Here is a 14,032-nt window from a genome sequence, read left to right as displayed (position 1 = left end):
GCGCTCTCCTATCCCCTTGCGATGGAAATCCCACCGCGGCCCAACACCGGCCCAGGCGCGAACCCGATGAACTCGCACAAGCGCCGGCGCCACGAGTCGAACAACCGGTCCCGGTCGGCCTGCTCGCGTGCGTTGTGCTTCCAGACTGCCGCCTGGTCGGTGTCGAGGTTGTCGCTGACCGCCGGAATGGCGCTCTCGAGCGTGGCCAGGTTCGTCAGGTAGGTATTGATCAGAACGGCCTCTTCGCTCGCGGACAGGGTCGTCAGGCGCTGGTGCAGCGACATCACAACCATGCCGAACGTGCCGTAGACCACGTCCTGGTAGTCCGTGATGGGCATCGTCAGCCCGGTGAGCGGGTAGCCCATGAATCGCCGGACATCGGTCAGTTGCGCGTCTGTCAGCATCGGTTACCCCTGAGCCGAGGCATCCAGCAGGGCCTGCAGGTCCGCCTTCTTGGCGCCGTCCGGGATCTCGATACCCTTCTCGGTCAGCGCTGCCTTGAGCTGCTCAACGTTCAGACCGTCGGACGGACTCTTGTCCTTCGACTTGACCAGCGAGCGCACCTTGCTTTCGTCGTCGGCAGTGAAGATGTCGCCGAAGTGGGCACGCATCTGCGTCACCACATATTCCGCGTCGGTGTACTCGCCAGGCAGACTGGCCAGTGCCGTATCGAGATCGATTCGCGCGGCGACAGGCTGCCGCTTGGCCTCGAACAGCTCGTGCTCGTTGGTCAGGTCGGACTTGTTGATGACGATGAAGCCCAGCGGGTTCCCCTCCGACACCGGGGAGACCACCTTGACAGTTTCGCATTGCATGATGATTCCTTTGGAAGCCGGGGCGGCCGGCACAGCGCCGCCCCGCGGCGTTTAGCCCAGCAGCACGGCGATGTGGTTGCTCTTGATGGCCTGCGTGCCCCACGCCAGGCGCACGTGGTAAACCAGCTGCATGAACTGGCGGTACACAGCGACGTCAAACACCAGGCCCGAGACGGGGTCCGTGATCTGCACCACGTCGTCGGCCATGTCCATCGCCTTGCCATCGGGGCCGATCGGCATCTTCGGCGCGCGCGTGATCAGCTGCACTGCGGAGCGGCTGAAGCCAACGTTCGGCGTTGCGCTTGCGCCCACCGTCACCGCGGTCGCCGAAGCGGCGATGGCCTGCTTCAGACCGGGCGCCGCCAGCGTGATCGCGCCCGGGGCAGCGGTGCCCGACACCACCACATACTTGTTGGTGTCGCCCGCAAAGGTCACCGTGTCGCCGGCCAGCACGGTGCCGGTACCGGTGATCAGGTTGATCGCCGTCGCACCGACCGCATAGCCGGCCGTGTCAGTGGTGTAGCTCGCGCCCGTACCCTTCGTCACCGCCTGAACGGCATTCGAGTTGTGCAGCATCTGGCCTTCCAGCTCGCCGATGATGCCGCGGCGCAGCAGGTCATCGGTACCAGCTTCGTTCACCTTGAACAGCACGTTCTGCTTGCCGCGCAGGTTGGCGATCGCCGCCGAGCCCAGCACCAGTTGCAGGTCGGTCTGCGGCGCGCCGTTATCGTCCAGGATCTTGCGTTGCTGGGCGATGTCCGACAGATCGCCGGCAGTGCCAAACGGCGCCGTGCCCGGCGTGCCGTAGGCGCGAGACGCGTTCTGGTAGGTGGTCGTGAACAGGTCGACCTCGATCGCGTTGCACAGCGTGCGGAAAGCCTGCGCGAACTGGTTCATCAGCACGCCGCCGTAGCTGCCCGCATTGATCATGCCGGTCTGCTCTTCGCCGTTCCAGCGAATCGGCACGTGCTTGGACTTGCTGATCGTCATCGACACGTTGCCGATGTTCGAGTCGCCCGTGTTCGGGGCGGTGACGGCCGGCGTGTTGTCGGCCATGGTGCCCGGGGGCGCGATCGGGATCAGGATCGACTGGTTCAGCGCAGCGCGCTCGCCCGAGCTGTTGCGCGACACCGCGGGAATGAAGCCGACCTGCTCGCGAGACACCACATCGAGTGCCTCGTACATCGTCGGGATAAGGCCAGTCAGAGTGTTTGCCACTTGGATACTCCAAATATGGGTGGTTGGTACGATTTGAGATTGATCGGGCCATCCAGCCCATAGCGCCGCGCCTCATCCAAGGCTTGGCTAGATACCGCGTGATCCGCAGAGCGGCCCAGGAAGGGCCGCCACCGCTTAGTCGTTGAGGGTTGCTTTGCCGGCGCGAACTTCGGCGGACACCGATTGCTGCTTGGCCGGATCGAAGGTGTTGAACTCGGCTCGGGTGTAGGCGCGCTTTCCGCCCGACGAGCCACCGCCGCTCGCACCACCACCGCTGGCGCCAGACCCTTTCAGGATCTGGTCGCGATGCGGGTAGTTCTCGACGAGCGTTTCGAGCGCCTCGTCGAAGTCGGCGATATCACCGGGGCGCACACGGGAAAAGATCTTGTTTCCGGTCGCGTCGTAGGCAACCGTCTTGCCGTCCTCGATCTTGAATGCCTTACCGAACGCGGCCTTGGCGATGTCGCCGGGAATGGCCAGCTTTTCGGCGATGAACTTGGAACGGTCGAAGCTGCCGCCGATGCGCTCGTCGTAGAGCGTGCTCTGGAGGGTGTCGCGCTCGGTCTTCACGCGCGCGAGTTCCTCGACGTGCGACTTGCTGGCGGCGGCGACCTGCTCTTCGGCGGCCTTCTTGGCAGCCGCCCGGATTTCCTCAACCTTGCCGGCCGTGATCAGCTCGCCATCCTTGATGTTGCGGACGGTTTCCAGTGCCTTGCGCGCCGCGTCAGCGTCGTCAATGCCCTCGAACAGCTTTGCCCGGCCCTCGGCGGCCTCGGCGCGCTCACGATGCGACTTTGCCTCGCCGTTCAAACGCGAGATCGTGGCTACCGTCCCGGCTGCGTCGTGAGGGATCTCTCGGCCGTCGTCATGCACATACACCGGCTTGCCGTCCTGGACCACCACGTGGCCATGCTCGTCGATCTTCAGCTTCATGCTCATTCCTTTGGCTATCCAGCCAGTGAACCGGGTCATCCGACCCACGCGCCGTTCCGCATCCGCGGGCCGGCAAAAAAACAGCCGCAGGGCCCGAAGAGGCCGTGCGGCTGCAGAAAAGAATTTGGTTCGCCTAGTCGTTGATGTTCGCCTTACCGGGCTTGGGAGCGTTCAGCGCGATGCGCTTCTTCTCGTCTTCCCAGGTCAGTTCCGGGCTAACGAGGCCGCGCCGCTTCGCTTCGTTGAAGAGCGACTCGTCGGAGAAGGTGCCGTCGACGTTCATATCGCGCAGAATCTCCATCGAGGCCTCCGCCAGCGACGCCACGCCGAAATCGTTGAAGATCTGGATGTGGCCGCCCTCGGATTCCTTCACCCATTCGGCAGCCAGCTGCAGGGCCGCGTCGATCGCGTCCTCTTCGTCCTGAATGATCCGCTGCAGCGTGCACATGCCGGCCTCGTTATCGGAGACGGTCTGCGCGACGGTCAGGTTGCCTGGCTTGATTACCAGCAGCTCGGCGCCGACCTGGCGCATCCGGTCCTCAAGCGCCGCCAGCTCCCTGCTGCCCGCCTCGATCGCCTTGCCGCCGTGCTCGACAAACCGAAGGTCCGCATCCGGATGGTCGGCATTGACCGCGGACGATGCACCCACTGTGATCGGCGAATCCCCCAGCAGCTTCGCGAACAGGATCGGCACGCGCGCGACGTGCAGAATCGTCTGCTGATCGCTCTTCGACTGCCAGTGCTCAACGTTCATGTGCGCCAGCTCGACAAGCGGCGGAACGCCCTGCATGAATCCAATGCGCCGACCATAGACCGGCACGAACGGGATCTTCTGCAGCGTCGTGGCGCCTTCGTCGTGAAGGATCCACTCCTTTTCCGTCGAGTTGGCCTTCTCGGCTTCGCGCCACACCTCCCAGCGCCCCGGGTAAAGCACCCGCACCTGCTCGATCTCCCGCTCGCCGAATTGGCCGTCAGGCTCGGCGACCGCCTCCAGGAACCGCAGTTGCGTCAGCGTCTGAACCCCGTTGATCCGCTCCGCACGCCAACCGAGGATGCTCTGCGCGTGGATGTGGACGAAGTACGGGCGCACGCCGGCGGCCTCTTCCTCGGCCTTCGTCCGAATGCCGCCGGCATTGGGGAAGTCGACCAGGATGCCGCAGAGGCCATAGGAAATGGCGTGAAAGCACACCGCCGCAGCGAACGCGTGCAGATTGTGGCCCTGCAGGTCGATGTTCTCGCACCACTTGGCAATGCGCCCCGGCACGTCCTTGCCAATCGTAATCGGCTTGGAAAACGGCTTGCCGGTCAGCACCTCGCACGTGCGGCCAAAGGCTGGGAACAGCGTGGCCGAAGCCAGGCGTGCTTTGTACGCATCGGAGGCCTCATTGGGCCACTGCGGAAGGTGCTTGATGCCCGCAGCGCGCATGGCCGTCGTGCCGCCCAGTAGCGCGGTGATGAGCGGATAGTTCTCCGCCATCGCCTTCACGGCGGCTGTTTGCTCTCGGACGGTCGATGTCATGCAAGATTGCTCGGTGATATGCGCCGCCTACATGCTCATGGGGCGGACGGTCGCGGTGCGCTTCACAATCGGCCACAGCTTCACCAGCGGGTAGCCGCCGGCATCGTTGACGTGGTCGTGGCCGGTCGACTTATCCGGCTCGCCGTTCTTGTCGTAGGGCTGCTGCTCGAGCGCCTCGGTGAACTCCGGGCACAGGTGCGTGTTGACCTTCAGCCGGCGCTCGCCCTTGTCGTTCAGGATCAGGGCGTTGACAGAGTTCACCCGATCCTTGACGGCCGGGTTCGTCGGGTTGACCTGCAGCTGGAACCCAGCGCTCCGAAGGATCGACAGATCCGACTCGCTGGCGCTCTTGCTGCTGGTGTTCTGGCCGCTCGCGTCGGGATAGATCAAGACGGCATGGCCCTTGTCCTTGAACCGCTCCTTCAGCATCCGCGCCATCTCGGGCGTGTCTCGCACCTTGGTCAGCTCGCCGACCGCGCGCGGCGTGCCGTCGCGCACCACGTAGATCACCGAGGCCATCTTCAGTACGTTGAAGTCCATGCCGACGTGCAGCGGCTCGCCGGCCGCCGTGGCGTCGTCGGTGTGGTTCAGCTTCCGGCTGAAGTTCGGGTACACCGACCCGGCTGCAAGGTTGACGAACTTCCCCCGCAGGTACGCCTCGATCAGCTGCGGCGGATAGCTCTCCCGAAGAGACGGGATGTAGTCATCCGGCAGGTTCAGCTCGTTGTCGAACGTGCTGGCCTGGATCAGCCCGTACAGGCTCGCCAGTGACGGCTTCTCCGTAATGGCCTTGACGAACTGCTGGTAGACGAACTTGAACCCCTCCGGGGTCGTCGTCACGTCGATGCCGTTGCGCAGCCCCGGCACGTTGTAGCGCATGCGCGCGATGATCTTCCGCCAGGCCGTCTGGGCCTTGATCAGGTTCATCACGTCCAACTCGTCGATCAGCGCGTGGCCGATCTTGAAGCCCACGATGGTCTCCGGCTTCTCCATCGACCGGCAGATGATCGTGCCGCGGTACCGCCGGCCCTCGTAGACGTGGACCTCGTGGTTACTCTGGTTGACCTTGACCCGCAGGCCCATCGTGGCCGCCACCTCCTCCATCGTCGGATAGAAGATGTCGCGGATCTGGGGGTAAGTCGGTGCGAAGTACCCCTGATTGATCTTCGGCCACCGCCAGAAGTGCTGGCAGATGCTGGTGCAGCCCACCCAGGTCTTGCCGGACCCGAAACCGGCAACATAGGCCCGGAACTTGTGTGGCATGCGCAGGAACTCGGCCTGCGGGATGTTCAGGGTCGGGCTAATCGCTACCATCGGGCTCGCCGACGTTGCGCCGGGCATCCTGCACTACAAACGTGAAGTTCTGCGCCGCCGGCGGGGTATCGTCCTCGGGGTCCGTGCCGTCGCCGCGCCAGCGCATCCGCGACTTCGTCCACCAGATAGCCGCCGTCACCGCGCCCTTGCCGCTGCCCGTGGCCGCGCGGAAGAGCGAATTCGCCACCGCGATGTTGGCTTTCGTGGCGCCAGTTTCCAGCTCCGTGCGGAAATGCTTGCGCAGGGACACGGCCGCCAACGGCTTGCCCGTCTGCGGGTTGATGATCAACCGAGCGATCTCATCCTGGGGGATGCCAAAGGCCGCGGCGCTCTCTACCAACTTGCAGTCTGCCGTTGTCGGCTCAAAAGGTTTGCGTCCGGCCATATCAATCTCATCGATACCCGACTTCCGATGGGTCTAAAAATCCGTGCGGCTTCCGACAAATGAGATACCAACCCCCAAGGAACGAGCATGGCACAGCCACGAAAGACCCTGAGACGCCCCAGCAGCAACACCCTGAAGGAAGCACCCCCAGCCTGGACGCTGGAGACACCGGCCACAACATCCCATCTGCGAGCGGAGAAGCTTGCTGTCTACGCGAACGTGTTCAGTCAGTACTGGACTTGGAAGCTGGAATCACTCAAGCACGTGATCATCCTGAATGGCTTCGGCATAACTGCCGCCGCGACCTTAGCTGGCGCAAGCATGATGCAAGGCAAGCAAGTGGTCATTGGTGGCTGGATCTGGCTCTTCACTGTCGGTCTTTATGCAGCAACACTCGGGGTGTTCATGGGTAGCCAGACTCTCCACCGTTACCGGAACGGCCAAATACAGGCCATTGCCAGCAATGACAACGTCCACCCTGAAATGCTGGATACAAAGGAGTCGAGCTGGTTCAAATGGCTTGGCAGCACATCCCTCGCTTGCTTCATGTTCGGATCAGGCTGGCTTGTCCAATCCCTCCGCTAGTCGTCTGCCGCTTCGGAAAACAGATCGTCGGACACCTCCACATCGCCACACGCGGCCACCGCCCGCTTCCAGTCGCCCTTCACGAACACCAACACGTTCTGATGCGCCTTCCCGAGCTTCCGGCTGGCGCTGAACTGCTTGGCCGCGCGGATGGGCAGGCTGCCCAGCGCGGTCAGCAGGATGGCCTCGTTGTACAGCTGCATGCCGGCATCCAGAAACGCCTCGATAGTGTCGGCCACGAAGTTGCGGTAGCAGCCGGTGCCGCGCTTCTCGCGCACGTCGCCGACCACAAAGCAAGCGAAGCGGTCCGGCTTGAGCTGCCCCAACGCGCCAGAGATCACCTCGCGGTAGGCCGTCACGAACGCCGGATAGTCCATCGTGGACAGGTCCGCCGGGTCGTCTGAGTACCGTTCCAGGTTCGCGTACGGCGGGCACGAGAACACGAAATCGGCCTCGACGTCCGCCAGGTGCTGGCCGATCTTGCGGCTGTCACCCACGTGCCAGGCTGGTGCCGGGTCGCCGGCGTGCAGCAGATCCAGCTGCGCACGGTTGGCCTGCACCTGCTCGGCCCGTAGGTCCATGCCGATGTACTGGCGCCCCAGGCGCGCCGCGACGAGGCCGCGCACGCTGCCACCCGCAAACGGGTCCAGCACGAGGCCGTCGGCTGGGCAGAACCAGCGGTATGCCAGCTCGCACAGCACCGGGTCGAAGATGCTGGTGCGGTGCTGCGCGGGCGCGCCGCGATCCGCCTTCTGCTGGTCGGACGCCGACGAGAACGCCGGTGCATCGCGGCCCAGCTCGGACTGCATGCCCAGCGCCAGCCAGGCCTTCTTGCGGTCTTGCCAGGCCGTGTCGCGCGCGTTGAGCGTGCTGAACGGCGGCACCATGAACTGCTCGGCCAGCGAGCGACCACCACCGGGGCCTGGCCCGGGCTGCGGCGAGTCCAGCAGCTCGGCCAGCTCGCCCGCGTCGAAACCGATCACCGACAGGTCGAAGTCAGCGTCGCGCAGGTCCGCCAGCTCGACCGCCAACAGGTCCACATTCCAGCCGGCGTTCTCGGGCAGCTTGTTGTCCGCCAGGATGTAGGCGCGACGCTCGTCCGCCGACAGGTGCGACAGGTCGACCGTGGGCACCTGGCCGGGCACCGGGCAGTGGTGGATGGTCTCGCCGGCTGCCCACATCAGCGTCGCGGCCTCGATCCGGCCGTGCCCGGCCAGCAGGTCGTCGCCGGCGATCAGCGCCGGGTTCGTCCAACCGAACTTGCGCAGCGAGGCCTTGATCTGCTCGATCTGGGCCGCGCTGTGCGTCCGCGCATTCCTGTCGTACCGGACCAAGTCATCCACCGCGCGGTAGGCAATGGCGAGCTGATTGGCTGCTTTCATAGACGACAACAATGCGCGGGATGGGGAAGAAAATAGCCCGACGGGGAGCCGGGCAATCCACCACGGGGTGGGTGGAGGAGACACTGGTATCGGCTACGAGCGAAGCTCATAGCCATGGAGATCGTGGTGCGGAGGCATAGCAACTGCAAGCGCATACGCTACGCGGTGCGGCGCTGCACCGTATTTGGCACATTAAACGCCTGCACGAGCTTATTGATTCGCCTGCGACACGTTGAGCCACCCCACTCGCTGCGGAGTACACAAAAATATTTACTCAACCTCTTGTGTTGGTAAACATTTTTGATTACTATACATCCATCGCAACAAACAACGGAGGTGCGGTGAAGCAAAGTGAGTTTGTCCGGTGGCTCTCCCAACAGGGGGCGACCTTCAAGCAAGGCAGCAACCACTTGAAGGTCTACCTGAACGGAAAGCAAACGGTGATCCCGAGACACACCGAACTGAAGAAGGGAACGGTAGAAGGGATCAAAAAACAACTGAACCTAAAGTGAGGGCGGCCCCGAAAGGGGCTTGTCCCGCGACGCTTCACCGCACTGATCGAAAGGACCAGCATGCAATATCCCGCCATCTTTACGCCGGACGTTACCGAAGACGGTCGTCCGGCTGGCTTCGTCGTTTCCTTCCGCGACATCCCGGAAGCCATCACCCAGGGCGATACGGAGGTCGAGGCCTGCGAGATGGCCGCCGACGCGCTTCTCACCGCGATGGATTTTTACTTCGAGGACAAGCGCCCTGTTCCGCCACCTTCGAAGGCAGAGGAAGGGGAACGGCTTGTTGCCCTTCCCCTCAGCGCGGCGGCCAAGGTTTTGCTGCTCAACGAGATGCTGGCGCAGCAGGTGCGCCCCAGCGACCTGGCCACGCGCCTGGGCACCACGAAGCAGGAAGTGAATCGGCTGATCGATCTCGGCCATACGACCAAAATCGACCGCATCGCGGAAGCGATGGCCGCCCTCGGCAAACGCCTTGAGCTGAGCGTCGCGTAGCGGATGGATCAGGCGTCCGGCATTCGCCAGGGCGCCTGAAACCACACGCCCCAGAGCAGGAACCAATGGGTCGGCAGGAACATGGCTGGCTCCAGGTCTGCATCCAGTTTCCTGTCGCCATTGACGTCAGCAAACTGTCATAAAGCGGGTCTAAGGTAAGAGTTCACCCCCTCTGCATTCCCAATGCAGCAGGGATTTCTGGAATCACATACCGGAGGCACTATGTCTGTCAGTCTCAGGTGCTGGTCTGAAGACGGCGAGGAAGTCCTCAACGTGCCACAGTCCGCGCTAATCTTGGCGTTCGCACCTCACACGACGTTGCCACCACCGAAACAGGCGGTAGACGTCAAAGAAGAAGCCATCAAGTGGACGATGCCAGACGACCCTGATCGCTTTGGCGATTACGCGTAGCAAGTACGCCTAAGTGCCCAAAGCAAAAGGCCCGCGAGGCTGAACCTGGCGGGCTCCAAAAAAGCAAAAAGCCCGCTTGCGCGGGCCTTGGACGTAATTCGCAGGTGTATCGAATACGAGCCATTTTTGTGCACGATTTGCACATTGTCAAGAAAAACTCGGAAAACGGCCCTACGCAGCCTCCTCGACGCCGACCATCCGCGCGGCCTTCAGGCGACCGTCAATCGCCATCCAGGCGACCGCCTCGACCCCGGGCGCGGCATTCAACTGGCCGCCCTTCTTCGCCCTCTCCCCTTCGATCCACAGCTTCAGCTTCGCGTTCTGGTCGCTGACCGTGTTGCGGTGCGCGCCGCAGGCCTCGGCGATGTCGGCCAGATTGACCTTCACCCCGAAGATCTTTTCCAGGATCGACCGACGCACGCGGTAGTGCGAGAACGACCCGGACAGCTGCTGCATGGCGCGCTCGGTCAGCCAGACAATGGCGTCAGCCCACTCGGCATTGAGCTGCTTCCCCACGCAGCAGGCACGGCCGCACTCGCACGGCACGTCGCGCGGCGCAACGCGCGCGGTCAGCACGGCCTGGTGCAATTGCGGCAGCGTACCCAATTCTCGACGGATCATGCCGGCCTGCGCCGCGCCGTCGACACCGACCAGCCCCTTGCCGGAACCGATCTGCGGCGTMATAGCCTTGTTCATCGCCGACGCCTGGTACTGCTGCCCGGAAAAGTTGAACGCGAACACGAGCGCCGCGTGAGAACTGTCGAACAGGCGTTCTTCGGTCATGGTTTCCCCAGTCAATTTCATTCCTTCAAGCCGCTTGCAGCGGCAGTTGTTCCACGCTGACGCACACACCGGGCGCGGTGCTGTAGCGCTTGCTGATGCGGTACTCGACCGCCTGGGCGTCGTCGACCCAGACGATGCCGTTCATCCCGTCCTTGACGGCCTTGAGCACGTTGTCGGCGTCCGGCTTCTTCGTTGCTGCGACCTGGCCCGCGGCGGCCAGTTGCTGGCGCTTCTTCGACCAGCTGCTCGGGATCTGCAGGTTGATGTCGAGCCACAGCTCCACCGGTCCCTCGATGGGGGGCTTACCGGCCATGGCGGCGGTAGCGGCCAGCTTGACCAGGTTCTCGTAGCGCGCGGTCGGCTCGGGCGTGTAGGTCCGCACGAAGCCGCCCTGGCGCGAGAACTTGGGCCGGCCCTTGGCCACCGGCTGCCCGGGCACCGAGAACTCAACACGGCGCAGCTGCGGCGCGCCGTCGAACAGCGATGTCGTCATGCTCGGTTCCTTTCCGCCCAACGGGCCTTGACCTCGTTCTCGATCTCCGTCGCCATGGTGTCGCCGTCGCGCTTGCGCCAGTAGTCGATCCATGCGCGCCGGATCTCGACGTGGGGCATTTTCAGCAGGAAGCGCACGCGGCAGCAGACGTGGTTGAAGTCGAGGCGGCCGCCCTGCCGGCGGCACAGGTCGCACTGCTCGAGCGGGCTCATGCGGCCCTCTGCCCCGGCGCGACGCCGTACATGAGCCGGTACACCCGCTCGTGCTCGTTCGGGTTCATCCGCTCGGCTTTGCTGACCTCGCGCTCGATCAGGTGCGGGTCGCCCGCGGCCTTGATGACGCGCAGCCGGAACCAGTGCCACGGCTCTTCATCGGGCTGCGGAGGGACGTCAAGCTCTGCGGCCTTGGCGCGAACGCCATCGCGAGTCTCGTCCCAGCCGGCCGCCGGCGGCGCGCTGCGCAGCTCGGCCAGCGCCTCGTCCACGAACGGCTCAAGGAACCCCGGGTTCACCGGGGACGCGTCCTGGTCGGCAGCCCGTCGCGCGCACGCGAGAGCATGAGCCCGGAGCAACACGGGCATGGCGATGTGGCGGCCCGCAAGCCGGAGCAACGCCTCGTGCGCGCGCGAGGACAGGGCGAGGGATTTGCCCCGCTCGGCTTCCAGCTGCAACAGGTGGTTGCCGATTTCATCGGCGGAAAGCGGCGGCGGCGATGCCGAGTTATCCACAGGGTCCACCACGTTCGAACTACCTACGCCGCCGCTATTGCTTTTAGTTAACTGTCCCTGTCCCTCTCCCTGTCCCTTGGATGACGTTTCCCGAGGGACAAAACCGGGACAATCATCCTCTGTCCCGGTGGACATATCGGGCTTGTCCCTAGGGACAATACGAGAACGTCCCGAGGACATGAACTGCTCCAACGTGGGGAAAGGAACCGATGTCCCATGTCTCTGGTTGTGCTTCTTGATGCGGGCGCACTCGGTCTTCCAGCGCTGCTCTACCTTGCTATGCCAGGCCTCGCGCGCCTTCTCGGCCACAACGGGGTGATAGAGCCTGCCATCACTACATTTGATCCAGCCGCGCAGCGCCCCCTCTCGGACCTTCTGCCATTCCCTCACAACGCGGCCGAAGCCAGCGAGCTGCGACAGCACGCGGTCGTCATCGGGTAACGACGCCGCCGGCAACTGGTGCCACGCGGCGCACCACAGCAGCACAGCGGCCCAGCACGCGGCCGGGTCCTCTAGCGCGGCCAAGTCGCTGTCGCGCAGGCGTACCACGTCGAGCGGCATAAACTGGAAATCTCGCAAGTCGCAGTCGGATGGTGTTAACGGTTGGTGTTCATGATTCATACTGCCCTCGCAATCTCCGGCAGCGGCCGGTCCACGCTCGCTATGGCGCTCTCAACGCGCTCAAACAGGCTTCTCAGCCGCTGCACCTCAGCATCCGCGTCCAGCCGCCGCGCTGCTGCCTGCGCGGCGTTGGTAATCTCAAACGTCCTGGCGTCCGACGGAAGGCCCAATGCCTGCGCCAGCTCGGCGCGTGCGCCATCAATCCGCGCTGCGTCGCGCTCGGCGTTCTTGCGCGCCTCGTCCAGGGTCTTGCGGTATTCGGCTTCTGCCGCCTTTGCGCTCTTGTTCAGGCTCTCGGTGGCGGACTCGTAGCGGTACCGCGCGGCGCGCCGGTCGTGCAACAGCCGAGACACTTCCTTGCCGAGGCGTTGCTCGACGCGATGGATCAGCCCATATTCGTCCGCCGCCTGCGGATAGCGCAGCTTCGCCTGGCGTTCCAGCCCATCGACGAGCAGCTTGATCCAGGCCTCCAGCGGCAGGTTCTCGACAGGGCGCAGCGTGGGCGCCTTGGCAGCACGCCAGCCTGCCTCGCTGCGCAACAGCAGGCCGCAACCCTCGGGAATGTCGCCCTTGGTGATCAGGCCCGCCGGCGCGGCGAAGGTCACGCCGGCGGCATAGCGCAGATAGCTCTGCCACTTGCCGGCGGTCACGTCCCGGCGAAAATCGGCCACGGAGACCTTCACCTCGTAGGCCAGCGGCATGAAGCGGGTGAAGCTGAACGGCAGGCTGTAAGCGTCGGGCCGCGGCGAGCCGACCGGGCCCATCTGCATGTTCGTCCAGACCATGCGCTGAGTCTTGTCGCGCAGGTACTGCGCCAGGTCTTCCTGCAGGGCGTCGTGGGTCCATGTCATGCAGCAACCTCCAGCACCAGCCCAGGCTGGCGCGTGCGCTCGGCCTGCAGCGCGATGTATTCGGGGTTCAGCTCGGCGCCAAGCCAGCGGCGGCCCAGGCGCTGCGCCACGCTGGCCACCGTGCCCGAGCCCATGAAGGGATCGAGAACGATGTCGCCGGGGCGGCTGCCGGCGAGCACGCAGGGCTCGACCAGCGCCTCAGGGAATGTGGCGAAGTGGGCTTCGCTATAGGACTGCGTCGGGATGGTCCAGACGCTGCGGCGGTTGCGGGTGTCGACCAGCGGCGCCACAGCCGCTGCGAAAGAGGCATTCTGTTTGGCGCGCGGCTTCGCGACCTTGTCATAGCCGCGGCCGAAGCCAACGCCGGTACCGGCATACCTGCCCTTCAGCGCGCGGTGGCCACCGGCGGACGTGTCCCAGCCACTCGGGATATCGGCCTTCGGATTCACGCCCGCGCCGCGCGAGTGCGCGCCGCCGCTGACCGGCTCTTGCATGGCGGCAAAGTCGCAGAAATAGCGCTCGGACTTCGTGAGCAAGAACACGTATTCGTGGGCCTTCGTGCAGCGATCGCGCACGCTCTCAGGCATCGGGTTCGGCTTGTGCCAGACGATGTCCTGGCGCAGCCACCAGCCCGCGTCCTGTAGCGCAAGGGCGAGACGCCACGGCTGGCCCGTGACGTCCTTGGGTTTTACGCCAGCCGCGCGGCATGGCACGTAGCCGTCGCCCATGTTCAGCCACAGCGTGCCATCGTCCGCCAGCAGCTCGCGACACAGGTCGAACACCTCGACCATGCTGTCCAGGAACTCGCGCAGCGTCGGCTCCAACCCGAGCTGGCCGGCCACGCCATAGTCGCGCAGGCCCCAGTACGGCGGGCTGGTGACGATGCACTGCACGCGCACGCCAGCGGCGACCAGGTCGCGCATGACGGCGCAGCAGTCGCCTTGGTAGCAGTAGTTGGTCAACATGCTAGGATTTCCGACCAACGACCAGA

The 14,032-nt window shown here is 64.4% G+C and carries 17 protein-coding genes; 3 read left to right on the top strand and 14 right to left on the bottom strand.

The features are described from left to right. Positions 1-8: 8 nt before the first annotated feature. The 7 genes from AC1DQR_RS08615 to AC1DQR_RS08585 all read right to left on the bottom strand — a co-directional run bounded on the left by AC1DQR_RS08615 (position 9) and on the right by AC1DQR_RS08585 (position 6,184). Positions 9-404 carry a hypothetical protein gene (locus AC1DQR_RS08615; protein ID WP_441630003.1) on the bottom strand — a complete coding sequence of 132 codons (396 nt, stop codon included), beginning with the start codon at positions 402-404 and terminating at the stop codon, positions 9-11. Between the two features lie 3 nt (positions 405-407). After that, positions 408-815 (bottom strand): HeH/LEM domain-containing protein, encoded by a 408-nt coding sequence (locus tag AC1DQR_RS08610; RefSeq protein ID WP_441630001.1) that lies wholly within the window; start codon positions 813-815, stop codon positions 408-410. 51 nt (positions 816-866) lie between these two features. After that, complete coding sequence (locus AC1DQR_RS08605) at positions 867-2,033, bottom strand: major capsid protein (RefSeq protein WP_416048953.1); 1,167 nt, start codon at positions 2,031-2,033, stop codon at positions 867-869. Between the two features lie 135 nt (positions 2,034-2,168). Continuing rightward, the gene (locus AC1DQR_RS08600; protein WP_441629999.1) at positions 2,169-2,966 is read right to left on the bottom strand and encodes a DUF6651 domain-containing protein; all 798 of its coding nucleotides are present in this window, start codon (positions 2,964-2,966) and stop codon (positions 2,169-2,171) included. 133 nt (positions 2,967-3,099) lie between these two features. Then, positions 3,100-4,485 (bottom strand): DUF4055 domain-containing protein, encoded by a 1,386-nt coding sequence (locus AC1DQR_RS08595; RefSeq protein ID WP_441629997.1) that lies wholly within the window; start codon positions 4,483-4,485, stop codon positions 3,100-3,102. Between the two features lie 27 nt (positions 4,486-4,512). Next, positions 4,513-5,799 (bottom strand): terminase large subunit domain-containing protein, encoded by a 1,287-nt coding sequence (locus tag AC1DQR_RS08590; RefSeq protein ID WP_441629995.1) that lies wholly within the window; start codon positions 5,797-5,799, stop codon positions 4,513-4,515. Further along, a complete protein-coding gene (locus AC1DQR_RS08585) occupies positions 5,786-6,184 on the bottom strand; it encodes a hypothetical protein (RefSeq protein ID WP_441629993.1) in 399 nt (132 codons plus the stop codon). Before AC1DQR_RS08585 ends, AC1DQR_RS08590 begins: the two co-directional genes overlap by 14 nt. A gap of 87 nt (positions 6,185-6,271) precedes the next feature. On the opposite strand from AC1DQR_RS08585, the gene AC1DQR_RS08580 reads away from it, so the two are divergent. Next, positions 6,272-6,769, top strand: coding sequence for a hypothetical protein (locus AC1DQR_RS08580; protein WP_441629992.1), 498 nt, complete (start codon positions 6,272-6,274; stop codon positions 6,767-6,769). Here AC1DQR_RS08580 and AC1DQR_RS08575 read toward each other — a convergent pair. Beyond that, complete coding sequence (locus AC1DQR_RS08575) at positions 6,766-8,151, bottom strand: DNA methyltransferase (RefSeq protein WP_477132879.1); 1,386 nt, start codon at positions 8,149-8,151, stop codon at positions 6,766-6,768. The genes AC1DQR_RS08580 and AC1DQR_RS08575 overlap by 4 nt on opposite strands. 341 nt (positions 8,152-8,492) lie before the next feature. Between AC1DQR_RS08575 and AC1DQR_RS08570 the strand changes: the two genes are divergently transcribed. Together AC1DQR_RS08570 and AC1DQR_RS08565 are read left to right on the top strand one after the other, a co-directional pair. Further along, entirely contained in the window at positions 8,493-8,663 is a 171-nt protein-coding gene (locus AC1DQR_RS08570) for a type II toxin-antitoxin system HicA family toxin (protein WP_416048961.1), read from the top strand. 60 nt (positions 8,664-8,723) lie between these two features. Then, entirely contained in the window at positions 8,724-9,155 is a 432-nt protein-coding gene (locus AC1DQR_RS08565) for a type II toxin-antitoxin system HicB family antitoxin (protein ID WP_441629988.1), read from the top strand. 582 nt (positions 9,156-9,737) lie between these two features. Here AC1DQR_RS08565 and AC1DQR_RS08560 read toward each other — a convergent pair. The 6 genes from AC1DQR_RS08560 to AC1DQR_RS08535 are packed head-to-tail and all read right to left on the bottom strand — an operon-like array spanning position 9,738 to position 14,006. Then, positions 9,738-10,349: a DNA-binding protein gene (locus AC1DQR_RS08560; RefSeq protein ID WP_477132878.1), complete on the bottom strand. Its 612-nt coding sequence runs from the start codon at positions 10,347-10,349 to the stop codon at positions 9,738-9,740. A gap of 25 nt (positions 10,350-10,374) precedes the next feature. After that, positions 10,375-10,842 carry a RusA family crossover junction endodeoxyribonuclease gene (locus AC1DQR_RS08555; protein WP_183031726.1) on the bottom strand — a complete coding sequence of 156 codons (468 nt, stop codon included), beginning with the start codon at positions 10,840-10,842 and terminating at the stop codon, positions 10,375-10,377. Then, positions 10,839-11,054, bottom strand: coding sequence for a hypothetical protein (locus AC1DQR_RS08550; RefSeq protein ID WP_416048964.1), 216 nt, complete (start codon positions 11,052-11,054; stop codon positions 10,839-10,841). The genes AC1DQR_RS08555 and AC1DQR_RS08550 overlap by 4 nt, the downstream gene beginning before the upstream one ends. Further along, positions 11,051-12,190: a DUF1376 domain-containing protein gene (locus tag AC1DQR_RS08545; RefSeq protein WP_441629983.1), complete on the bottom strand. Its 1,140-nt coding sequence runs from the start codon at positions 12,188-12,190 to the stop codon at positions 11,051-11,053. Before AC1DQR_RS08545 ends, AC1DQR_RS08550 begins: the two co-directional genes overlap by 4 nt. Next, positions 12,187-13,041 (bottom strand): hypothetical protein, encoded by an 855-nt coding sequence (locus AC1DQR_RS08540; protein WP_441629981.1) that lies wholly within the window; start codon positions 13,039-13,041, stop codon positions 12,187-12,189. Before AC1DQR_RS08540 ends, AC1DQR_RS08545 begins: the two co-directional genes overlap by 4 nt. Next, a complete protein-coding gene (locus tag AC1DQR_RS08535; protein WP_441629980.1) occupies positions 13,038-14,006 on the bottom strand; it encodes a DNA-methyltransferase in 969 nt (322 codons plus the stop codon). Before AC1DQR_RS08535 ends, AC1DQR_RS08540 begins: the two co-directional genes overlap by 4 nt. Positions 14,007-14,032: the final 26 nt, after the last annotated feature.

This window comes from Cupriavidus sp. 05L411 (assembly GCF_056398045.1).
The sequence above is the reverse complement of the archived record's forward strand: the minus strand, read 5'-3'. Positions and strand labels throughout refer to the sequence as shown.